Raw genomic sequence first — 21,860 nt, forward strand, 5'->3', positions numbered from 1 at the left:
TATCAATGAGTAATCAAAACGAAATGACCATGTTGGTGGATCACTCCCTCTGTATCGGGTGTGAAGCCTGTACAGCTGTCTGTAAAAATATCTATGACAGCGATGCCAGTATATACAATGTCACCCCGCTGATTTTTCGCACCAAAATCAGTGAACTGAATACAGGACAATACTACAGCGGCAGTGCTGCCGGCAGCATGAGAACTGTTTATAAAAAGAATGCCTGCCTCCACTGTACCGAGGCTTCCTGTGTGATGGCCTGTCCCACCAGAGCCTGTCATAAGAATGAAGACGGATTGGTGGTCATCGATGAAAGATTGTGTATCAGCTGCAACTATTGCGCTAAAAACTGCCCTTATAATGCCATCAGCTACGATCGGCCCGCAGGTGCGGTTAATAAATGCAGCCTCTGTGATGCCCGCATCGACCAGGGGTTGGAACCTCTATGCAGCACTGTCTGCCCCACGAAAGCAGTGCAGTTTGGACCACGGGATACCATGATTGCCCATGCCAGCCAACGGGTGGAAGATCTGAAAAATCAGGGTTACGTCAGTGCAAATCTATATGGCACCACAGAATTTAACGGTCAGCGGGTGTTAATGATTCTTGATGAAGCACCACCAGCCTACGGATTGCCGGTGAACCCGCAAATTCCCCTTTCGCTGCGGCTCTGGAGTGCACTGCCGCTGCGTCCTCTGGTGCTGGCTGCAGTAGGAGCCGTGGTTGGTTTCAATTTCCTGCATTCCAGGAAGTATGAACAGAAGGCTGCGGAAGTGCGACAGAAACATGCTGCTGCTCCCTACTGTTACGTGATTCCCGGACAGGACGAAGATGATGATCTTGAAGCCATGGATCGGGAACGAGAATCCTCAGACAGTTCTTCCTAACCATGTCGACCGGCAGAAAATAAGAAGGGGTGAAGCAAATGGAGATGAAATCTTTTAAGGGTGGTGCCCATGTCCCCCACTTTAAACGCTATACAGACCGCGTACAGATTCAACCCATGTCAGTGCCTGAACGGGTGACCATTCCCATGCACCAATGTCTGGGAGCGCCCTGCGAACCACTGGTAAAAGCGGGTGACCGTGTCAGCGTTGGTCAGATCATTGGTGACTCAGGCGAGATGATCAGTGCGCCGGTACATGCCAGCGTCAACGGAGTGGTGGAAAAAGTGGAAACCCTGGCATACTGCAGTGGTGATGTGGCTAAAAGCGTTATTATTAAAACCGAAGGGGAAAATCATTCCTTCGAACCATCCGTCAAACGTGATCCGGGAGCTATGAGTAAGGAAGAGATTATTCAGGCCATCAGAGATGCCGGTATTGTAGGGATGGGGGGAGCGTCTTTTCCCACTCATGTCAATGTGAATACACGTCAGCCAGTGGACTATCTGGTGCTGAATGGAGCTGAGTGTGAACCTTTTCTGACTTGCGACCACAGAGCCATGGTGGAACGGGCAGACGAACTGGTGGCAGGGGCAGAAATCTTAAGCCGCGTTATTGGTGCTAAGAAATGTCTTATTGGCATTGAGGTCAACAAACCGGATGCCCTTGAAACCCTGAAGGAAAAGACCAAAGACAATGAGTTGTTTGAGATCGTTCCACTGGCGGTAAAGTATCCCCAGGGTTTTAAATCCATTCTTATTAAATCGGCCACCGGCAGAGATGTTCGCCGGGGAGCCAGATCAGCTGAAATTGGCTGTATTGTACGAAATGTGGGAACCACCATTGCTGTCTATGAAGCGGTAGTGTACGGGAAGCCATTAATTGAACGGGTGATTACCGTCAGCGGCCCCCAAGTCCCCCATCCGGGAAATTTCCTGACAAAAATTGGAACACCTGTTGGTCACATGCTGGCACATTGCGGTGTAACAACCTACGATGATATGAAAGTAATACTGGGGGGCCCAATGACAGGACGGGCTCAGGATACTCTGGAAGCCCCGGTGATCAAAAACAGTACCGGTGTGCTGATGCTGCCTGTTGAAATGGTTCGGGAGCATGCGCCTCATGAACACTGCGTACGGTGTGGCAAGTGTGTGGCCCGATGTCCCATGCGTTTGTACCCCAATCAGCTGAGTATTTTTGCTGAAACTGAGAACTATGAAGGGTTGGAAGCATGGAATATCATGGACTGTATGGAGTGCGGCATCTGTGTGTTCAGCTGTCCTTCCAACCGGCCCATACTTGAATTCATACGACATGCCAAGCCGGTGGTCAAAAAAATGGAACTGGTGCGCAAACAGGCCCAGTAGCAAAGGAGGAGATCGAAAATGATAAAAGCAGAACATTTACCGGTATCAGCGGCGCCCTATCTGAAAGATGATGTGTTTATCCATACCGCCATGCGTGATGTGATGATCGCCCTTTTGCCCATTTCCCTGGTATCTGTCTATTTTTACAAAGGGTATGCACTGATGATGATTGCCCTGTGCATGGCCACGGCAGCGGTTACAGAAGTCGTTTTTCGCACCATTCGAAAGAAACCGGTGACGCTGAAAGATGGCAGCGCTCTCTTAACAGGACTTTTTGTGGCACTGCTCTATCAGCCCACTGCTTCGCCTGTATCGGCCGTGCTGGCAACAGTGTTGGCCGTCGGCATCGCCAAAGAACTGGCAGGCGGACTGGGGATGAACCGATTTAATCCTGCGATTTTTGGCCGTGTCTGCATGATCTTTTTGGCACCTCTTCTGGCAGGTGTGATGGTGGGAGTTCCCAATTTGGGAAGCATCGATGTGGTTTCAAAGGCCTCTCCACTGGCCATGCTGGGTGGCGGAATGGAAATGCCCGGCTACCTGCAGATGTTTTTAGCCTATCCCGGCGGCGCACTGTCAGAATCTTCCCCGCTGGCGTTACTGGCGGGCGGTGTTTTCCTCTACATGAAAGGCCATATTAACTGGCGGGTACCAGCGTCTATTTTCGTGACGGTATTTGTACTTGCACTGGTTACTGGTCAAGACCCGATTTATCACCTGTTGTCCGGCGGGTTGATGTTGGGTGCCCTCTTTATGGCCACAGACTGGGTGACGGCCCCCATCACCACCGGTGGCAAACTGATTTTTGGAATCGCCATTGGTTTTCTGGTGATGTTGTTCCGGGTTTTTCTGCCGCCGACAGAAGGTGTGGCATTTTCCATTCTCATTATGAATGCTTTTGTGCCTGTCATTGATAAATCAACCCGGCATCTGGCTTTTCTGGAGCCCAAAGAAGCTTAAGCCTGTCAAAAAAATGAACAGATACACACCTGTGCCTGCCGCTTATGCGGCAGGCTGTTTCAATGTTTGGAACCAAAAAAACGAAGGCGTGGAAAATAAGCGCGGAAAGAGGTACAATAGAATCACGTGAAGAATCTGGTTAATCAACTAAGAACAGAAACGCACCAATATCTGGTGATGAACTGGAATGAGGGCATGAAATGATGAAAGAAATGACGTTGGATGAAAAGCTGAAAAACTTGCCTGATCAGCCCGGAATCTATCAAATGCTGGATGACCGCAAGGAAATCATCTATGTGGGCAAAGCACGCAGCCTGAAAAATCGCGTCCGTCAATATTTTCATTCAGAAAGCAATCATCCGCCGAAAGTGCGGGCCATGATGCAAAGAGTAAGAGATATCAACACCATTGTGACTGATACAGAGGTGGAAGCCTTAATTCTTGAATGTAATTTAATTAAAGAAAACCGGCCGCGCTATAATATTTTGCTGCGAGATGATAAAAGCTATCCCTATATTAAAATCACCCGGCAGGAAAGCTTTCCCCGAGTTATGAAAACCCGCAACCTGGTGAAGGACGGTTCCCTATATTTTGGTCCCTATACCGATGCCGGAGCAGTGAATGAAACCCTGGAATTGATTCGACGCATGTATCCACTCAAATCCTGTTCCCGGAAAATTGACCCCAAAAGTGGACGTATCGAGCGGCCATGCCTCAATTATCATATTCGAAAATGCCTGGGCCCCTGCAAAGGTGGATTGCATCAGCAAGAATACCGGGAAATGATTCAGCAAATTATCCTGTTGCTGGAAGGAAAACAGACTGAGCTGCAAAAAGCACTTGACCGGCGGATGAAAGACGCCGCTGAAAGCCTTGATTTTGAACAGGCAGCCGTATTAAGAGACCAGCTTGCAGCACTTGAAAAGGTAACAGAAAAACAAAAAATGGACCGGGGGAGCGGCCATGATCAGGATGTGATTGCAACCGCCTCCAATGACTTTGAAACCTGTGTGCAAGTGTTCACAGTGCAGGATGGTAAGATCGTGCGCCAGCATCATCATCTGATGAAAACCGACCAGGATGAATCAACTGGCCATATTCTGGCATCGTTTATCAAGTTGTTTTACGACAATGCGCCCATCATTCCAGGAGAAATCCTGCTGGAAAAGCCGGTGGATGACCAGCAGGTCATAGAAGATTGGCTTGCCGACAAGCGGCACCGAAAGGTGTCTTTGTTAGTACCCCAGCGGGGTGAGAAGAAACGCCTGGTGGAACTGGTGAAAAAAAATGCACTGTTGCAACTGGAGCAGCGTGAAAACCGGCAACGGCAAAAAGAAGCAGCTGTGACGCAAGTGCTGGGTGACTTGCAGCAACTGGCAGCACTTGAACAGCCCCCGCTGCGCATCGAGGCTGTGGACATCTCTCACACGGCGGGTGTTGAAACAGTGGGAGTATTGGTGGTTTTTGAAAATGCCAAACCCAGTAAAAAACATTACCGAAAGTACCGCATGCGTCAGGTGACAGGACCTGACGACACTGGCAGCATTGAAGAGTTGCTGACACGACGATTGTATCGGGGACTTCAGGAGGCCAAAGAAATTGCAGCGGGTGAACAGGTGTATAATCCTGACAAGGCAGGTGCAATGCCTGACCTGTTTCTTATTGACGGTGGTGCAGGCCAAGTGTCAACGGCAGAAAGAGTTTTGCAGCAAATGGGCCTTCACATACCGGTAATGGGCATGGTGAAAGATGACAAACATCGCACCCGGTGGCTTCTAAGCCGCGGTCATAAAATTGACCTGAAAGAAAACCCGCCCTTATGGCGGCTGGTCACATCTATACAGGATGAAACCCATCGCTTTGCCATCAGCTTTCATCAACAGCGACGCAGTAAGCAGTTGATTCATTCAGAGTTAACCACGATTCCAGGCGTTGGCGACAAACGCCGTCAGCTGTTGATGGCGCATTTCAAAACCATGGATGGCTTAAAAAAAGCCACGGTGGAAGAACTTGCCCGGGTACCAGGTATTTCCAAAGGCGTAGCAGAGAATATCACAACCTATTTTCAGTCACAGCAACAGGCCAGCAAAGAATGAAAGGATGATTGACATGAAACGATTATATCTGTCAGAAACCGATAAAAAATGGGCAGGTGTCTGCGGAGGAATTGCGGAGTATTTTGCAGTTGATCCAACATTGGTACGCCTCATATGGGTCGTGCTTACCATTTTCAGTGTGGGATTTGGCGGCATTATTGCCTACCTGATTGCCATGGCAGTCATTCCCAAACCGCCCATCCATCAGCAGCGGGAGGGTATATGAACACCATAACGGTGGACCAGCTGATGCACGACCAGCAGCTGGTCGACCTGACACCCAATGTGCCTGGAACAGCGCTGATCACCACCAGTGATATGAACCGCCCGGGAATTCAACTGGCAGGTTACTTTGATTTTTTTGCCTATGAACGACTTCAGATTATTGGAAAAGTGGAACATCATTTTTTAATGACATTAGATGAGACCACCCGCAGCCATCGATTCGACCGAATTCTTTCCCATCCACTCCCCTGTATGTTAATTACCAGGGATTTGGAATTACCCAATGTACTGGTGGAAATTGCTGTTAAACACCAGGTAAAGCTTTTGGGGAGTCCCATGAATACCACCAAACTGATTTCCCGCTTAATCAACTACCTGGAGTTTCATTTGGCTGAAACGGCCCGGGTTCATGGCGTTCTTATGGACATCTACGGTGTAGGCGTGCTGATCACCGGGAAGAGTGGCATCGGTAAGAGCGAAACCGCCGTTGAACTGATTAAGCGGAACCATTTGCTGGTGGCTGATGACACGGTGGAAATCAAGCGGGTAGGGCATGAACTTTTGCTGGGATATGCCCCTGAGCTAACCCGGCACATGATTGAAGTGCGGGGAATCGGTATTATGGATGTCAAAAGCCTCTTTGGTGTGGGAGCCATCAAAAATCGGACAGAGATTGATCTGGTGGTGCATCTTGAAGAATGGGACCAACATAAAGACTATGATCGCCTGGGATTGGATGAAAAATTTCGCGCCATTCTTGATGTAAAGGTGGAGGAAGTGGTGGTTCCGGTGAAACCGGCCCGAAATATTGCGCTGATCATTGAAGTGGCTGCCCGTAATCACCGGCAGAAAAAAATGGGTTATAACGCAGCTCGTGCATTTAATGACAGGCTGATGAACTATTTGGATCAAGACTGGTAATGAGGGGGTGTTATTCGTCTCAAAAATAACAAATCACACCAGAAGCTAAATCGTCAGTAATTTTGGCTTAATCTCAAAAATATCTTGCAGAAACAACGACAGGTTGGATATAATTGTCGTGTCTGGAATTTCATTTGGGAATGTAACGTTAAAAGTTTTGGGGGTTCTTGTCTAAATTTTAACATGACAACGCTTTCATATGCTATAATATGGAGAGTAAGATTGTGCTGCTGGGGGCTGTGCATGGAGCAGTGATGCTTCATTCGAAATAAAGAAATGATAAGGAACAAGGAGGGTCATTGATGGCAAAAGAGTTTTTGACAGAAGAAAACTTTCAGAAATTGGATGAAGTCATTCTTCGACACAAAAACAGACAAGGCGCTTTAATGCCAGTATTGCAGGAAGCTCAAGATATTTTTGGCTGCCTGCCCATTGAAGTGCAACGACAAATCTCAGAAGGCATTAAAATTCCAATGAGTGAAATTTATGGCGTAGTCACATTCTACTCTCAGTTCACTCTGGAACCCAAGGGCGAGTATACCATCTCAATTTGTATGGGAACTGCCTGCTACGTTCGCGGGGCCAAGCCCATGGTCGAAAAAGTTGCAGAAATGCTAGGTATTGCACCGGGTGAAACATCAGCCGATGCAAAGTTCAGTCTGGTGGCAACCCGCTGTATCGGTGCCTGTGGACTGGCACCAATTCTGACAGTAAATGAAGATGTTTATGGAAGACTAACATTGGAAGATATTCCCGGTATTGTTGAAAAATATCAAAAGGAGGGTTCCTGATATGAAATCTATTGCTGAACTGGAAGCCATCCGCAAGAAAGCACAGGACAGTGTGAAACTTCGTTCCGAAAGAGATGGTATTCGTGTGGTGGTTGGTATGGCTACCTGTGGAATCGCTGCTGGTGCCCGCCCGGTAATGATGGCGCTGGTGGAAGAAGTCAGCAAGCGCCAGTTGAAAAATGTGGTGGTGACACAAACCGGCTGCATTGGTGCCTGTCGTCTGGAACCAATGGTCGAAGTGTATCAGGGAGATGAAAAAGTTACTTATGTGAAACTGACTCCCGAAGATGCACGCAAGATTGTTGCAGAGCATCTGGTTAATGGTCATATTGTCAAAGAATGTACCATTGGGGCTTACGAAAAATAGACCTGGCTACAGAGAAATGAAGAATAGGTAAGGAGGGTCAACTTTATGGATTTGTATCGATCCCACGTCCTGGTGTGCGGCGGTACCGGATGTGTCTCATCAGAATCAATGAAAATAATTGAATCTTTCGAAACTGAACTGGCCAAACATAACATTGAAAAAGAAATCAAGGTGGTTAAAACTGGCTGCTTCGGCCTGTGTGAAGCCGGTCCCATTGTTATTGTCTATCCCGAAGGTGCCTTTTACAGCATGATCAAGGTCAGCGATGTGCCGTTGATTGTTGAAGAGCATCTCTTGAAGGGCCGTATCGTCACCGACCTGCTTTATAAAGACCACACAACAGATGAAACAATGAACTCCATTGACGATGTGGGCTTCTATAAAAAACAGCAGCGGGTGGCACTGCGCAACTGTGGTGTTATTAATCCGGAAATCATCGAAGAGTACATTGCTTATGACGGCTATCAGGCATTGGCAAAAGTGCTGACGGAAATGACACCTGATGAAGTGGTGGATATCATCAAACGCTCAGGGCTTCGCGGCCGTGGCGGTGGGGGCTTCCCCACCGGTTTGAAGTGGGAGTTCACCCAAAAGGCGCCTGGTGATATTAAATATGTTGCCTGTAACGCCGACGAAGGTGATCCGGGTGCTTTCATGGACCGTTCAGTGTTGGAGGGAGACCCTCATGCCATTGTGGAGGCCATGACCATTGCCGGCTATGCCGTTGGTGCCTGTAAAGGATTTGTATACGTGCGGGCAGAGTACCCCATCGCTGTGAAACGTCTTCAGATTGCCATCGATCAGGCAAAAGAAAACGGCCTGCTGGGTGATGACATTTTTGGAACCGGTTATGGTTTTGATATGGAAATTCGGCTGGGTGCCGGGGCTTTTGTCTGTGGTGAAGAAACAGCACTGATTGCCTCCATCGAGGGCAAGCGTGGCATGCCAAAGGTGCGGCCTCCCTTCCCTGCCATAAAAGGTATATTCGACAAACCTACCTTGTTAAACAATGTGGAAACCTTTGCGAATATCACACAGATTATTCTCAAAGGAGCCGACTGGTTTGCCGGTATTGGAACCGAAAAATCAAAGGGAACAAAAGTGTTCGCTCTGGCGGGCAAAATTAACAACACCGGTCTGTTGGAGATCCCCATGGGAACCACCCTACGGGAAACCATTTATGAAGTGGGCGGCGGCATCCCCAATGGCAAAGCGTTTAAAGCTGTTCAAACGGGTGGACCCTCCGGTGGCTGTATTCCGGCTGAATACCTGGATACTCCCATTGATTACGATAACCTTATTTCGCTGGGGTCTATGATGGGATCTGGCGGGATGATTGTGCTGGATGAAGACAACTGTATGGTTGACGTGGCGCGTTTCTTCCTGGACTTTACAGAAGAAGAATCCTGCGGCAAGTGCACACCCTGTCGTGAAGGCACCAAACGTATGCACGAGTTACTGGATAAAATTGTTGAAGGTAAAGGTACAATGGACGATGTGGCTAAGCTGGAAACGTTGGCTAAAACCATCAAAGGGGCATCCCTGTGCGGGCTGGGTCAAACAGCTCCCAACCCTGTGTTATCCACCTTGAAATATTTCCGGCATGAGTATGAGGCGCATGTCAATGACAAGAAATGCCCAGCAGGTGTCTGTCAGGCGCTGTTGCAATACCTGGTCATTGATGATCTTTGTAAGAAATGCGGTATTTGCGCCGCCAAGTGTCCTGTGAACTGCATTAGTGGTGTCAAAGGCAAAGAAATATATCACATCGATCAAGAACGCTGCATTAAGTGCGGTGCCTGCCTGGTAGCTTGCCCATTCAAAGCCATCAAAAAAGGGTAGTTGTCGGGTAATGATAGAACCTGTAAAGGAGGATTCGAATGATCACGTTGAAAATAAACGGCTTTGATGTGGAAGTCAAAGAAGGCGCTACCATTTATCATGCCGCATCCAGTATCGGCGTCAAAATTCCCACGCTCTGTTATGATGAAAGGCTCAAACCCCACGGTTCCTGCCGCATTTGTGTGGTGGAGGTGGAAGGGGCCCGTTCTTTAATGGCATCCTGCAGCACGCCTGCTGCCAATGGCATGGTGGTACACACTGAAAGTGAAGCTGTGGTGACTGCCCGCAAGGAACTTCTTGACTTGATTTTGGCAAACCACCCGCTGGACTGCCTCACCTGTGAGAAGGCTGGGCGCTGCACCTTGCAAGATCTCTGTTATCAGTATGATATTGAAGAGAGCACCTTCGACGGTAAGCGGAAATCCTATGAAAAAGATGCCTCCAATGAGTTTTATACAGCCGATCAAACAAAATGCATTCTTTGCGGAAAGTGTGTATATGTTTGTTCTCAGGTTCAAAACACCGATGCCATCTGTTTTGTAGACCGGGGTTTTGAAACCCACATCGGCACTCCCTTTGATATGGGACTGTCAGAGTCTACCTGTGTCTCTTGTGGTAACTGCGTGGCCGTATGTCCTGTTGGCGCATTAATGCCAAAACGCAAAGAAAAGTTCAGATACTGGGAAGTTGAGAAAGTGAAAACCACCTGCTCTTACTGCGGAGTCGGATGTCAGATGGAACTGCTGGTTAAGGATGGAAAGGTAGTGGAAGTAGAGCCGGTAAAAGGCCACTCCAATGATGGCTTACTTTGTGTCAAAGGCCGTTTTTCCTATGATTTTGTCAATCATCCATCACGACTGAAAAAACCTTTGGTGCGTAAAAATGGTGTTCTGGAAGAAGTCACCTGGGATGAAGCCTATGAAACGATTGTGGACAAAATCAAAGAAATAAAAGCTGCTGATGGCCCTGATGCCATTGCCGCTTTTTCATCAGCCCGTGGCCTGACAGAAGAAAATTATCTAATGACCAAAATGATGCGCGCAGTCATCGGGACCAATAATGTGGACCACTGCGCACGCCTCTGACATTCCTCCACTGTTGCAGGTCTTGCAACAACACTTGGAAGCGGCGCGATGACCAACAGTATTGCTGATATTCAGCAGGCAGACACCATTTTTGTCACCGGGTCAAACACCACAGAGTCCCATCCCGTCATTGGAGCCCAATTGAAGCGCTCTGTTCGCAATGGCTCAAAACTGATTGTGGCAGATCCCCGTGAAATACCGCTGGCAGCCGAGGCAGATGTGTTCCTGAAAATTAAACCGGGAACCAGCATCGCCCTCCATAACGCCATGATGAACGTGATTCTGGAGGAAAAGCTTCAGGATGAAACCTATATTCGTGAAAATACGGATAACTTTGATGAGCTGGCTGAAAGTCTTAAAAAATACACCCCTGAATATTCAGCAGAAATATGCGGAGTTGATGCAGACAAGATCCGTGAAGCGGCCCGTCTCTATGCCGGTGTTGATAAAGCGGCCATCCTGTATTGCATGGGCATCACCCAGCATGTGAATGGAACAGAGACAGTGATGAGCTTATCCAACCTGGCGCTGATTACCGGTAACATTGGAAAGCCCGGCTCCGGCGTGAATCCTCTTCGCGGTCAAAACAACGTGCAGGGAGCTTGTGACATGGGTGCACTGCCCAATGTCTTCACCGGCTATCAGCCTGTCGGCAACCCTGGCGCTCTTGAAAAATTTGAAAAGGCCTGGGGTGTCACGCTTTCAGACAAGGCGGGGCTAACGGTGACCGAGACGTTTAAAGCCATTGAGGAAGACCGGGTGAAGATGCTTTATATCTTCGGAGAGAATCCCATGATTTCTGATCCGGATACCCATCATGCCGAGCACGCCCTTCAAAAGACCTTCCTGGTAGTACAGGACCTGTTCCTCACTGAAACTGCTGAGTTGGCCGACGTGGTATTGCCGGCAGCATCTTTCGCTGAGAAAGATGGGACTTTCGTTAACACCGAAAGAAGAGTGCAACGGGTTCGAAAAGCTGTGAAACCACCAGGAGAAGCAAAACCCGACTGGGTAGTCTTTATGGATCTGATGAATCGTTTGGGCTACGAGAAAAAATACAATGATGCCGAAGAAATCTTTGAAGAAATTCGCAAGGTAACCCCCCAATATGCCGGCATTACCTATGACCGCATCAAAGGAAGAGGCATCCAGTGGCCTTGCCCCACCACCGATCATCCGGGCACACCTGTGCTTCACATTGGCAAACCCGCCCGGGGCGCCGGTCTGCTGAAGCCTGTTGAGTTCGTTGAATCAGGAGAGCTGGGGGATGAAGAGTACCCGCTGGTGATGACCACCGGCCGCATCCTTTATCAGTATCACACCCGTACCATGACCGGCAAAACAGAAGGTATTAACAATATGGCGCCGGAAGTATACGTGGAAGTGAACCCTGAATTGGCGGCAGCCAAAGGCATTGAAGATGGTGCCATGGTTAAGATTACATCCCGTCGCGGTTTTGTCACCATGAAAGCAAAAGTGACCGACAGAGTGGAAAAGGGTGTTCTCTTCGTACCCTTCCATTGGGAAAGTGGCGCGAATGTGCTGACCAACGGTGAAGTGCTTGACCAGTACTGCAAGATCCCAGGCCTAAAAGTGACAGGTGTTAACCTGGAAAAAATGGCGTAAGCCGTCACACACAAGACTATAAAAACCCGGTTTCTCAAGTAATGAGAAACCGGGTTTTGTGTGCCGTGATCTTTTCAAAAGGTGATTTTAGAGAACTCAGCTCAGTTCAGTCGAAACATCAACCACCCCAGGGCTGGCTCATGTAGTCTTCCATCAAACGCTGGTGTTCTTCCTTGAACAGTTTTTCATGGCCCTGTTCCCATAAAGCCAAAGTGTGGAACAGTTTTTTGGCACTGGGATCATCGGTGTTATCAGCTGCATTCTGGTAAAATTCAGCAAAATCTTTTTCCATTAAGTAGGCAGTGCGCAGCACACTCATGTCAGGCACCATGCTTTCAGTCACCTGCTGGTCAAGCAGTTCGTTCTCTGCACGATCGGCAAAAATATTTTTTTCCCGGTCAAGATCAAAGTCTACCTCTTTAAAAGTCTGATGCTTTTCAAAATGCTCCAGTTGTTCCTTCAGGTACTCGTAATGGTCCATTTCAACGTCTGCCAGTCGCAATAACATGTCTTTTGCACTGGCCAGGCTTACTTTTTCAGATTGATGGCGGAAAAAATCCACACCTTGCAATTCCCGCTCCATGGCATAGCGGATGATGTTTTGATAATTCTGTTTCATTTAAACGCCTCCCCGTTAAAATCTTAACACTATTATACCATATTTATACCACAAAATGTCGGCGAATAAACCGGATTCTGGTATAATAATCATAGTAGTACACAGGGAGGGTCACAAATGAATCTCGAACAGCAAAACGTCAAGCATACCTGTTCCATCATGCGAATCCAGCAGGAAGGCCCGTTGGCAAGGCCCGTTGCCATCGAAACCAGCGATGAAGTCATCATGGAAAAGCCCCTGACTATCTTTTTAAATGAGCAGGAGTGGATCACACTTTTAAGTTCAGGTACTGCCATGGAATATCTGGCAGTGGGATTTTTATACTCTGAAGGGATTTTACTCCGAAGGGAAGACTTGCTCAACTATCACCTCGACAGTGATGAAGGTAAGTTTCACGTTCAACTGAAAGAAAATCCAGAGTTAAAAACTCGATTAAAAGGCAAACGGGCTGTTACCACCGGCTGCGGAAAAGGCACTGTCTTTTTCGATGTGTTGGATGCCCTGACGACTCAGCCCATTAAGAACCAATACAAAATCCCGTTTGATGTGATACTGCAACTGTCTTCTGCTTTTCAAAAACGATCCATTCTGTTTCAGGAAACCGGGGGAGTGCATGCCTGTGCATTATGTGACACCTCAGGCATTCAACTTTTTCATGAAGACGTGGGCCGGCATAACGCATTGGATAAGGTCGTTGGTGAGGCTTTGATCAAGGATATTTCAGTCGATGAGAAGTGGTTGATTACCAGTGGTCGTCTTTCTTCAGAAATGGTGATAAAAACAGCACGTTACGGCATTGCAACGCTTATTTCCAGATCGGCCCCCACCAATCTGGCGGTGGAACTGGCGACACAGTTGAACATGACTCTTATTGGATTTGCACGGGGGAATCGCATGAATATTTACACGGGCAGAGAAAGGGTTTTCATTAAAGGTGAAGAGTGATATAATCAATTCAAATGAATGATCAGAATTTTTTCCGAGTTGTATTTTTCTAAGGGAAGGCATTCCTATGAAGAGCAACCGTCGGGTACTGGGAGAAATCCCCGTGCCTCCCGTGATGGAAAGGAAAAAAGCCCCCCAGGGAGCCTCCTTACCATCGGCTCCTTTTTGTATTGCACCAGAGGGAAAGGCTATGAGACAGGAGGATCATGTATGGCAGATCGATACAGTCGCCAGATCACGTATATGCGTATTTCTGTGACAGACTTATGCAATATGCGCTGTCAGTACTGCATGCCGGAAGAAGGTGTTGAGAAGCGCACCCACGAAGACCTTTTATCATTTGAAGAAATCGTTTCCATTGTAAAAGCCAGTGTGCCTCTGGGTATCCGAAAAATTCGCATCACTGGTGGTGAGCCATTGGTACGCAATGGGATTGTTTCGCTGGTGGAACAGTTAAGACAGATTAATGGTATCGAAGAAATTGCCATGACGACCAATGGGACACTGCTGAAATCAATGGCCAAACCATTAAAGGAGGCAGGTTTAAATCGGTTCAATATCAGCATTGACTCGCTGAAAGAAGACCGCTATCGGGAGATCACCCGTGGCGGGCGCCTGTCAGATGTTCTCGAAGGAATTGAAACCGTTCTTTCGCTGGGAATGACACCACTGAAGCTGAATACGGTGGTGATAGGAGGTCTTAATGACGATGAAGTCAAAGACTTCACATCATTAACGATCAATGAGCACATTGATGTTCGATTCATCGAATTGATGCCGGTGGGAGAAGCCAGCCAGTGGGCAGAAAATCGGTTCATATCCAATGATGTACTGTTGGAGAAGCTGGGATTTTTGCTCACAGAACAGCGGGAAAATGGAAGCCCGGCCCAGTATTATCGTTTGCCGGGTGCTATGGGGCGAGTGGGATTTATTAATCCCATCAGTCATCATTTCTGTCATGAATGCAACCGCATTCGCCTTACCAGCGACGGCCGGTTGAAACCCTGCCTTCACAGCAATGATGAAATTGATCTTCGTTCGGTTTTACATCAGCCCGCAAGTCAGATCACCAAAGTTATTGCCCAGGCCATTGATCGCAAGCCGGAACGTCATCAGTTAGATCAGGATGAACGCTGTACCAGCCGCAATATGTGCCAGATTGGTGGTTGATGCACTCAGAGAAATACAGCCACCTGAAGCCCACATGTTTCATGATGGGCTTTTCTGTTGGAGAAAATGGGTAATTCATGTGAGTGACAGTGCGTTGACCCTTCCCATGCAAACCGATATAATGAAGTGAGACATTGACGGGGAGCCGGAAGATTTCCTCATAAGTTCCGGCAAATAAAGGCAGAGGTGAACACATTGATTGAGCAAGCATTGGAGAAGGCACTGAAACAGATTGTGGGAGAAACCGCTTTGCGCTGTCAGGAGCCAATGAAAGCACATACTTCCTTTCAAATAGGCGGTCCTGCTGATTATCTGGCGGAACCCGGCACAGAAGCCCAGTTGGCTGATCTTCTATCCCTTTGCCAGGGGAGCGGCGTTCCTGTCATGGTCATTGGAAAAGGCAGTAACATGCTGGTTTCAGACACGGGCATCAGGGGCGTGGTGATCAAAATAGGCAAAAGGATGAATCGTGTCACTGTTCAGGGGCAACAGGTCAATGCACAGGCAGGAGCGACTCTTTCCAGTTTGTCACGCACATTACTACAGCAATCTATGGCAGGGTTTGAGTTCGCTGCCGGCATCCCCGGGACACTGGGGGGAGCGCTGGCCATGAATGCAGGTGCCTATGGTGGCGAAATGAAAGACATCTTGGTGAATTGCCGGGTGATGAACGCCAGCGGTATTATTCAAACTCTCACGCTGGATGAAATGCATATGGGTTATCGATCCAGTCGTGTGCAGAAGACGGGAGAAATCATCTTATCGGCCAATCTGGCGCTGAAGTCGGGAGTGTACAGGCAAATTAAATTTATGATGGATGATTACTGGCAGCGACGCGTCACACGACAACCTTATTATCTTCCCAGTGGCGGTAGTGTTTTCAAGCGGCCTGAAGGGTATTTTGCAGGAAAGCTGATTGAAGATTGTCAGTTAAAAGGCGTGGCTGTGGGTGGTGCCATGGTGTCAGAACTTCATGCCGGTTTTATTGTTAACACAGGTGATGCGACGGCAGCAGATGTAGTTAATCTGATGAACCTGATCTGCAAGCGAGTGAAAGAAACCCACGGCGTCGATTTGGAAGCGGAACTGCGGGTAATTGGTGCATAGACAGGATGGTGAAACAATGAAATTTGTCATTATCACAGGGCTTTCAGGAGCCGGAAAAAGTCTCACGGTTAAGTGCATGGAAGACCTTGGCTTTTATTGCGTTGATAATCTACCTCCCGTACTGATCCCACGGTTTGCCGAATTGTGCGAAAAAACCAGAGGAAGCATCGATAAAATAGCACTGGTGATGGATATTCGGGGGGGACTTTTTTTCGATGACTTATTCAGTAGTCTTGATGCCTTCCGGGATCAGGGGCATGATTACGAAATATTGTTTTTGGATGCAAGTGACGAAACGCTTATTAAGCGCTATAAAGAAACGCGGCGCAGTCATCCCCTTTCACGTGATGGCGCCATAGGTGAAGGCATACGGTTGGAACGACAAAAATTACAACAGCTAAAAGAAATGGCTGTCACGATTCTCGACACCAGCCGACTGAATCCAACACAGCTGAAAGAAGAGCTGCGGCACCTCTATTTGGAAGGTGGCGAACGGAATCATTTTTTGATTTCCCTCATCACCTTTGGATTCAAACATGGAATTCCGCTGGATTCAGATTTGATTTTTGATGTTCGTTTCCTGCCAAATCCTTTCTACGAAGAAGAACTGAAATCTTTGACAGGTCTTGACCAACGAGTCAGAAGCTATGTACTTGACAACGAAACAGCCGTTGGTTTTCTGGAACACTTGGAACAGATGATGCTCTTTCTTATTCCCAACTATATTCGGGAAGGTAAGCATCAGCTGGTGGTAGGAATTGGATGCACCGGCGGCAGGCACCGGTCGGTGTCCATTGCCCTTGTGCTTGCCTCCTACCTGCAACAACATGGTTATCGGGTAATTCTGGAACACCGGGACATTGAATAAGGTGACATCATGAAATGGATTTACTGGCTAAAACCGGGGTTGCAAATGAAAAGATGGCTATTGTTGGGGCTGGCGGGAATTGTGATGATCTCGGCAGCACTGGCATATTTTTGGCGTGCCATGGAACTGAACCTGCCCGGCGCGACGGCAGTGGCCGCCGGACTGACCGGGCTTCTACTATTGATACTGTCGTTGCATCAGGGAATCCTTTCCCTCATGCGAAATCTGGACCGGATTCCCAGAACAGAAACAGTCCAGTCAGAACATGACCGATTGGTGCAAATGGTATATGACCGGCAAGTTCTCTCCAAAGGACGCCGCATTGTTGTCATTGGCGGAGGTACCGGGCTGTCTGTATTGCTTCGGGGTATGAAACAGGTAACCACCAACATTTCTGCCATCGTCACTGTTGCCGATGATGGCGGTGGATCCGGTGTTTTAAGAGAAGATCTGGGAATGCTGCCACCCGGAGATATTCGCAGCTGCCTGTTGGCGCTGGCAGAAATGGAACCCACCATGGAAGCGTTGCTGCAGTACCGATTTACTGAAGGTGTGCTGAAAGGACAGAGCTTCGGAAACCTTTTTGTTGCCTCCATGAATGGTATTAGTGACAGCTTTGAAGAAGCAGTCAAAAAAATGGGTGAAGTGTTGGCAGTAAAAGGACAGGTGCTTCCTGTCACACTGGAAGATTTGACACTCTACGCTCAGCTAAAAAACGGCAAAGTGATTAAAGGAGAATCCAATATTCCATTAAAATGCCAGGAAGAAAACAGCCCCATCGATTTTGTATTTATTCGCCCCAGAAAACCGGCTGCGTTGCCGGAAGTACTCACAGCCATTGATGGCGCAGAAGCCATTGTGCTGGGACCCGGCAGTCTCTATACAAGCATCATCCCCAACCTTCTGGTGAGTGCGGTCACAGAGCGCATTAACCAGTCGAAGGCCGTGAAAATCTATTTACCCAACCTGATGACCCAACCGGGAGAAACCGACAGGTATGCAGTGGTAGACCATGTGGAAGCGCTGATGAGCAACACTGGTCTGGCACATCTGGATTACGTGCTGGCCAATGCCCAGAAGGTTCCGCAAGCCATTGTAGACAAGTATCGGCTGGAGGGAGCAGAAATGGTGCTGCCAAATGCTGAAGATCATCAGCGTCTGAAAGAAAGCGATATTCAGCTAATGGAAGTAAATGCAGTGGATATCCGCAAAGAATACGTCCGCCACGATGCACTGACCATCTCCAGAATAATACATGATCAACTGATTCCTGAAAAGCACAGAGCAACTTTATTGCACAAAACAGCCGCTCATTAGGGCGGCTTTTCAGCGTGGTACACCGCCGTTGAACATGTCAGCCGGTTATGATACAGTTAAGGGTAAGAAAAAACACAGGGATGATAGCATGAGATACGAAACAAGCGCTGGTGGTGTGGTGTTTTTCGGAAATGCCATCCTGCTGCTGAAAAAATACAACGGTGACTGGGTATTGCCCAAGGGAAAAGTAGAGCCCTTGGAAACCACCCGCGCTACGGCCATTCGGGAAGTGGCTGAAGAGTCAGGTGTGAAAGCAGATGTGCTTCGATACCTGGGAGCAATTCACTATGTCTATCAGGCCAGTTGGGCCAGAAATGAGAATATCTATAAAACTGTCCACTGGTTTCTTATGCAATCACGCACCATGCGTTGTTTTCCACAGAGAAGTGAAGGGTTTGTGGAAGCGCGCTTTGTTCATATGGACCGGGTGCTTGAAATTGTCAAATACACAGATGAACGTAAAATGGTTCAAAAAGGGCTGGAACAATTGGACCGACTGGGTAAAAAAGTCAAATAATGATCAGAGAGGATTCCGCCAACATGTCTTTCTCAACAGATACCAAAGAAGAACTGGCAAGAATTATACCTGAAGATCGGTGTTGCCAGCTTGCTGAGTTGTCGGCGCTCATTCGAATGGCAGGCATGCTGGAACTGGCAGGTCCTGGCGATCTGCGTATCCAACTCAGTACTGAAAACCCATCGACTGCCCGAAAAATTTTCAAACTGGTGAAACGAATATATGGGTTTCAAGCCGAGATACAGGTTCGTCAAACCCCGCGCTTCAATAAAAGCAAACAATATGCATTGCTGCTGGAAGCACCGGAAGAAAGCAGACAAATGTTGAAAGAAACCGGTATTCTTATGGAAACAGAACAAGGGATCACCCTGCTGGAGGAGGTACCTTCAGCATTGATCAAAAATCGCTGTTGCCGCCGTGCATTTTTGAGGGGCGCTTTTTTGGGTGGGGGATCCATCAGTGCCCCGGAGAAAAACTACCATCTCGAGTTTGTTTCTTCCAACGAATCGCATATTGACAGCATCCAAAAAATATTACGGCGTTTTCAACTTCAGGGAAAGTATATTCTGCGTAAGGGACATCACGTACTCTACCTGAAAGAAGGCGAGCAAATCGTTGATCTTCTCAATATTATGGGAGCGCACCACGCCCTGCTGGCTCTTGAAAATATCCGGATTCTGAAACAGATGCGGAATAACATCAATCGAATTGTCAACTGTGAAACTGCCAACCTGAGTAAAACTGTCCAGGCTTCCATGCGACAAGTGGAAATGATTCAGTTCATCGATCGCCGAATCGGTATCCAGAATTTGTCCCAAAGTCTGCGTGAAGTGGCGATTGCCCGGTTAAAATACCCCGAAGCCAGCCTGAAAGAATTGGGAGAACAAATCAATCCGCCGGTGGGAAAATCTGGTATTAATCACCGCTTTAGAAAACTGGAGCAGCTGGAAGTGCGTCTCAAAACCCAAAAGATGACATCTTTAGATGGAAATGTAGAAAAATAATGATATTTAATTGAAAATCACTGTTAATGACTGTCTAGAAAGGATATAATTATGCACAGGACTTGCTATTCTTAAAGGCTTCACCCATCCCCATGAAGCTTCGGCTTCAGACAAGGAGGTCATCTATGCTGGAGGTAAGCTGCCGAATCCTCATGCCTGGCATGATGCTTGCGAAGTCTGTACACAGCTCAGCAGGTATACTGCTGTTAAAAGAAGGAGAAATGATTCAGCCTCACACCTTGGATCAGTTAAAAGCCCATGAAATTGAAAAAATATACATAAAGTGGCCGGAGTCAGGTCTTCAAAAAGATATCTCGGTGGTAAAGGACGAAACCAGGCAAAAAGCGATGATTTTTGTGGAAGAGACATTGAAGTCAGCCTACCATTCTCAGTTGTTGGAGCTTGAACAGCTTCGTCGGCAAGTGGATATACTGCTTCAGGAAATTCTCAGTCATGATAATGTGTTGGTGAGCCTCACCAGCCTGAGGGCCATTGACGACTACACTTTTGGACATTCAGTGAACGTGTGTGTACTGTCACTTATTGTTGGCATAACATTGGAAATGAGCCCGGAAGATCTTCGTATCTTAGGAATGGGTGCCATGGTGCATGACATTGGGAAACTCTTTGTTAATCAGGAATTGCTGCAAAAACCAAAGGCACTCAATGCCTCTGAGTATGCTGAAATGAAAATGCATGCGACTCTGGGTGTGGCAGTCATTGGCAATGAACAGGTTGATGAGCGCATTTTGGAAATCATTCGTTATCATCATGAGTGGTATAATGGATCCGGGTATCCCGACGGGCTGGTGGGTGATGAGATTCCCCTGATGGCAAGGATTGTGGCCATCTGCGATGTCTATGATGCCTTGACATCCGACCGGGTTTACAAAGAAAAAATATCGGCGCAAGAAGCCTTGGAATACCTGATATGCATGGGTGATCGCCAGTTTGATTTTCAATTGTTGCGCCAGTTCCTGAAGTATATCCGGGTATACGCTGTTGGAATGGTGGTGCGCCTCACTACGGGTGAACAAGCCAGTGTCCTGTCGAACAATCCCCACTGGCCCACAAGACCGGTGGTACAGGTAACAACCGATGCTGCCGGGAATTCAGTGCAGGAGTATCGAGTGATTGACCTGTCAAGGAAACTGGGCATTGATATCATCTGAACGCCGGCTCTCTGGAGCGGGCGTTTTTATGAAACTGACTGAATGACAGCCGCATCATTTTTACAGGTTTGATTTTCAATTACAGCCTAAATAGCGTATAATAGAACTGAACGTGACAGCCGCAGCCGAAGTAAATGAAGAAAAGGGAGCTGATTTCATGTTGCGGGACATCGTAGCCATTCGTGGAGGCGGAGAAATTGGAACTGCCATTGCACACAAATTGAAGCGCAGTGGCTTCAAGGTATTTATCATCGAAAATGATACACCAATTTCCATTCGACGGACGGTTGCTTACGCCCAGGCAGTATTTCACGGCGAAATGACAGTAGAGGGCATCAGAGGTGTTAATGTCTCAGATGCAGAAGGAATTATCACAGCATGGGAAAAACAAGAAATTCCGGTGATAGTTGATTCACAGTGTGACATTCTCAATGAAATCCCGGTGGATGTTTTGGTGGATGCCATCATGGCCCGTAAAAACACAGGCACCACCCGTGACATGGCTGCCATCACCATTGCCACGGGTCCTGGTTTTATTGCTGGTGAAGATGTGGACATTGTTATCGAAACCAAAAAAGGGCATGATCAGGGACGCCTCATTTTTGACGGAGCAGCAGAGCCTGAGACAGCCATCCCCGGAGAAAGCGAAGGGGTTGAAATGAATAAAGTGGCTAATGCACCCATTGAGGGCGTTATTTATACCCATGTTCATATTGGCGATATGGTGAAAAAAGGCCAACTGATGGCTGAAATTGCCGACGTTTCCATTCATGCCCAAATCAGCGGTATTGTGAGGGGTATTATTCACGATGGTTCAAATGTTTGGAAAGGCCTTAAAATTCTGGAGATCGACCCGGATGTTTCGCCAGAGCAATGTTACCGGCTTTCCCAACGATCTCGTGATGTGGCCGGCGGCGTGCTGGAAGCTGTTCTATATTTGAAACAGCAGCACCAATTAAACACCGACTAACGGA

Annotated in this window: 20 protein-coding genes and 1 riboswitch; of the genes, 19 read left to right on the forward strand and 1 reads right to left on the reverse strand. The window is 47.8% G+C overall.

Annotated features, from left to right (window positions below):
• Positions 1-5 precede the first annotated feature (5 nt).
• The 10 genes from QOL74_RS04265 to fdhF all read left to right on the forward strand — a co-directional run bounded on the left by QOL74_RS04265 (position 6) and on the right by fdhF (position 12,167).
• Positions 6-887 carry a 4Fe-4S dicluster domain-containing protein gene (locus tag QOL74_RS04265; RefSeq protein ID WP_283408199.1) on the forward strand — a complete coding sequence of 294 codons (882 nt, stop codon included), beginning with the start codon at positions 6-8 and terminating at the stop codon, positions 885-887.
• Positions 888-925: 38 nt separating this feature from the next.
• On the forward strand, positions 926-2,254 hold the full coding sequence (gene rsxC, locus QOL74_RS04270; protein WP_283408200.1) for an electron transport complex subunit RsxC: 1,329 nt from the start codon (positions 926-928) through the stop codon (positions 2,252-2,254).
• A gap of 18 nt (positions 2,255-2,272) precedes the next feature.
• Complete coding sequence (locus QOL74_RS04275; protein WP_283408201.1) at positions 2,273-3,214, forward strand: RnfABCDGE type electron transport complex subunit D; 942 nt, start codon at positions 2,273-2,275, stop codon at positions 3,212-3,214.
• Positions 3,215-3,414: 200 nt separating this feature from the next.
• Positions 3,415-5,310 (forward strand): excinuclease ABC subunit UvrC, encoded by a 1,896-nt coding sequence (uvrC, locus tag QOL74_RS04280; protein WP_283408202.1) that lies wholly within the window; start codon positions 3,415-3,417, stop codon positions 5,308-5,310.
• 13 nt (positions 5,311-5,323) lie between these two features.
• Positions 5,324-5,536: a PspC domain-containing protein gene (locus QOL74_RS04285; RefSeq protein ID WP_283408203.1), complete on the forward strand. Its 213-nt coding sequence runs from the start codon at positions 5,324-5,326 to the stop codon at positions 5,534-5,536.
• Positions 5,533-6,456, forward strand: coding sequence for an HPr(Ser) kinase/phosphatase (gene hprK, locus QOL74_RS04290; protein ID WP_283408204.1), 924 nt, complete (start codon positions 5,533-5,535; stop codon positions 6,454-6,456). The genes QOL74_RS04285 and hprK overlap by 4 nt, the downstream gene beginning before the upstream one ends.
• Positions 6,457-6,758: 302 nt before the next feature.
• Entirely contained in the window at positions 6,759-7,247 is a 489-nt protein-coding gene (locus QOL74_RS04295; protein WP_283408205.1) for an NADH-quinone oxidoreductase subunit NuoE family protein, read from the forward strand.
• A gap of 1 nt (position 7,248) precedes the next feature.
• On the forward strand, positions 7,249-7,614 hold the full coding sequence (locus QOL74_RS04300; protein WP_283408206.1) for a (2Fe-2S) ferredoxin domain-containing protein: 366 nt from the start codon (positions 7,249-7,251) through the stop codon (positions 7,612-7,614).
• A 45-nt stretch (positions 7,615-7,659) separates the two neighbouring features.
• On the forward strand, positions 7,660-9,456 hold the full coding sequence (gene nuoF, locus QOL74_RS04305; protein ID WP_283408207.1) for an NADH-quinone oxidoreductase subunit NuoF: 1,797 nt from the start codon (positions 7,660-7,662) through the stop codon (positions 9,454-9,456).
• Between the two features lie 32 nt (positions 9,457-9,488).
• A complete protein-coding gene (gene fdhF / locus QOL74_RS04310) occupies positions 9,489-12,167 on the forward strand; it encodes a formate dehydrogenase subunit alpha (protein ID WP_488153920.1) in 2,679 nt (892 codons plus the stop codon).
• A 118-nt stretch (positions 12,168-12,285) separates the two neighbouring features.
• Here the strand turns inward: fdhF and QOL74_RS04315 are convergent, their stop codons facing one another.
• Positions 12,286-12,786 carry a ferritin-like domain-containing protein gene (locus QOL74_RS04315; RefSeq protein ID WP_283408209.1) on the reverse strand — a complete coding sequence of 167 codons (501 nt, stop codon included), beginning with the start codon at positions 12,784-12,786 and terminating at the stop codon, positions 12,286-12,288.
• A 117-nt stretch (positions 12,787-12,903) separates the two neighbouring features.
• On the opposite strand from QOL74_RS04315, the gene fdhD reads away from it, so the two are divergent.
• The 9 genes from fdhD to yqeB all read left to right on the forward strand — a co-directional run bounded on the left by fdhD (position 12,904) and on the right by yqeB (position 21,856).
• Positions 12,904-13,731 carry a formate dehydrogenase accessory sulfurtransferase FdhD gene (fdhD, locus tag QOL74_RS04320; RefSeq protein ID WP_283408210.1) on the forward strand — a complete coding sequence of 276 codons (828 nt, stop codon included), beginning with the start codon at positions 12,904-12,906 and terminating at the stop codon, positions 13,729-13,731.
• A 20-nt stretch (positions 13,732-13,751) separates the two neighbouring features.
• Positions 13,752-13,873, forward strand: a riboswitch (molybdenum cofactor riboswitch).
• Positions 13,874-13,941: 68 nt separating this feature from the next.
• Complete coding sequence (gene moaA, locus QOL74_RS04325) at positions 13,942-14,901, forward strand: GTP 3',8-cyclase MoaA (protein ID WP_283408211.1); 960 nt, start codon at positions 13,942-13,944, stop codon at positions 14,899-14,901.
• 195 nt (positions 14,902-15,096) lie between these two features.
• Positions 15,097-16,008, forward strand: coding sequence for a UDP-N-acetylmuramate dehydrogenase (gene murB, locus QOL74_RS04330; protein WP_283408212.1), 912 nt, complete (start codon positions 15,097-15,099; stop codon positions 16,006-16,008).
• Between the two features lie 16 nt (positions 16,009-16,024).
• On the forward strand, positions 16,025-16,876 hold the full coding sequence (gene rapZ, locus QOL74_RS04335) for an RNase adapter RapZ (protein ID WP_283408213.1): 852 nt from the start codon (positions 16,025-16,027) through the stop codon (positions 16,874-16,876).
• A gap of 9 nt (positions 16,877-16,885) precedes the next feature.
• Positions 16,886-18,193: a gluconeogenesis factor YvcK family protein gene (locus tag QOL74_RS04340; RefSeq protein WP_283408214.1), complete on the forward strand. Its 1,308-nt coding sequence runs from the start codon at positions 16,886-16,888 to the stop codon at positions 18,191-18,193.
• Positions 18,194-18,281: 88 nt separating this feature from the next.
• Entirely contained in the window at positions 18,282-18,710 is a 429-nt protein-coding gene (locus QOL74_RS04345) for an NUDIX hydrolase (protein WP_283408215.1), read from the forward strand.
• Between the two features lie 23 nt (positions 18,711-18,733).
• Positions 18,734-19,714, forward strand: coding sequence for a DNA-binding protein WhiA (gene whiA / locus QOL74_RS04350; protein ID WP_283408216.1), 981 nt, complete (start codon positions 18,734-18,736; stop codon positions 19,712-19,714).
• Positions 19,715-19,839: 125 nt separating this feature from the next.
• Positions 19,840-20,886 (forward strand): HD-GYP domain-containing protein, encoded by a 1,047-nt coding sequence (locus tag QOL74_RS04355; RefSeq protein ID WP_283408217.1) that lies wholly within the window; start codon positions 19,840-19,842, stop codon positions 20,884-20,886.
• 157 nt (positions 20,887-21,043) lie between these two features.
• Complete coding sequence (gene yqeB / locus QOL74_RS04360; protein WP_283408218.1) at positions 21,044-21,856, forward strand: selenium-dependent molybdenum cofactor biosynthesis protein YqeB; 813 nt, start codon at positions 21,044-21,046, stop codon at positions 21,854-21,856.
• The last annotated feature ends 4 nt before the right edge of the window (positions 21,857-21,860 follow it).

It is taken from the genome of Anoxynatronum buryatiense (assembly GCF_900182905.1).
In the GTDB taxonomy this organism is placed as follows: Bacteria; Bacillota; Clostridia; order Peptostreptococcales; family Tindalliaceae; genus Anoxynatronum; species Anoxynatronum buryatiense.

What these genes read in the sequence shown, in the direction of transcription:
- QOL74_RS04265 (WP_283408199.1), top strand. Translation starts at nt 6, where the DNA reads ATGAGTAATCAAAACGAAATGACCATGTTGGTGGATCACTCCCTCTGT.
- rsxC (WP_283408200.1), top strand. Translation starts at nt 926, where the DNA reads ATGGAGATGAAATCTTTTAAGGGTGGTGCCCATGTCCCCCACTTTAAA.
- QOL74_RS04275 (WP_283408201.1), top strand. Translation starts at nt 2,273, where the DNA reads ATGATAAAAGCAGAACATTTACCGGTATCAGCGGCGCCCTATCTGAAA.
- uvrC (WP_283408202.1), top strand. Translation starts at nt 3,415, where the DNA reads ATGATGAAAGAAATGACGTTGGATGAAAAGCTGAAAAACTTGCCTGAT.
- QOL74_RS04285 (WP_283408203.1), top strand. Translation starts at nt 5,324, where the DNA reads ATGAAACGATTATATCTGTCAGAAACCGATAAAAAATGGGCAGGTGTC.
- hprK (WP_283408204.1), top strand. Translation starts at nt 5,533, where the DNA reads ATGAACACCATAACGGTGGACCAGCTGATGCACGACCAGCAGCTGGTC.
- QOL74_RS04295 (WP_283408205.1), top strand. Translation starts at nt 6,759, where the DNA reads ATGGCAAAAGAGTTTTTGACAGAAGAAAACTTTCAGAAATTGGATGAA.
- QOL74_RS04300 (WP_283408206.1), top strand. Translation starts at nt 7,249, where the DNA reads ATGAAATCTATTGCTGAACTGGAAGCCATCCGCAAGAAAGCACAGGAC.
- nuoF (WP_283408207.1), top strand. Translation starts at nt 7,660, where the DNA reads ATGGATTTGTATCGATCCCACGTCCTGGTGTGCGGCGGTACCGGATGT.
- QOL74_RS04315 (WP_283408209.1), bottom strand. Translation starts at nt 12,786, where the DNA reads ATGAAACAGAATTATCAAAACATCATCCGCTATGCCATGGAGCGGGAA.
- fdhD (WP_283408210.1), top strand. Translation starts at nt 12,904, where the DNA reads ATGAATCTCGAACAGCAAAACGTCAAGCATACCTGTTCCATCATGCGA.
- moaA (WP_283408211.1), top strand. Translation starts at nt 13,942, where the DNA reads ATGGCAGATCGATACAGTCGCCAGATCACGTATATGCGTATTTCTGTG.
- rapZ (WP_283408213.1), top strand. Translation starts at nt 16,025, where the DNA reads ATGAAATTTGTCATTATCACAGGGCTTTCAGGAGCCGGAAAAAGTCTC.
- QOL74_RS04340 (WP_283408214.1), top strand. Translation starts at nt 16,886, where the DNA reads ATGAAATGGATTTACTGGCTAAAACCGGGGTTGCAAATGAAAAGATGG.
- QOL74_RS04345 (WP_283408215.1), top strand. Translation starts at nt 18,282, where the DNA reads ATGAGATACGAAACAAGCGCTGGTGGTGTGGTGTTTTTCGGAAATGCC.
- whiA (WP_283408216.1), top strand. Translation starts at nt 18,734, where the DNA reads ATGTCTTTCTCAACAGATACCAAAGAAGAACTGGCAAGAATTATACCT.
- QOL74_RS04355 (WP_283408217.1), top strand. Translation starts at nt 19,840, where the DNA reads ATGCTGGAGGTAAGCTGCCGAATCCTCATGCCTGGCATGATGCTTGCG.
- yqeB (WP_283408218.1), top strand. Translation starts at nt 21,044, where the DNA reads ATGTTGCGGGACATCGTAGCCATTCGTGGAGGCGGAGAAATTGGAACT.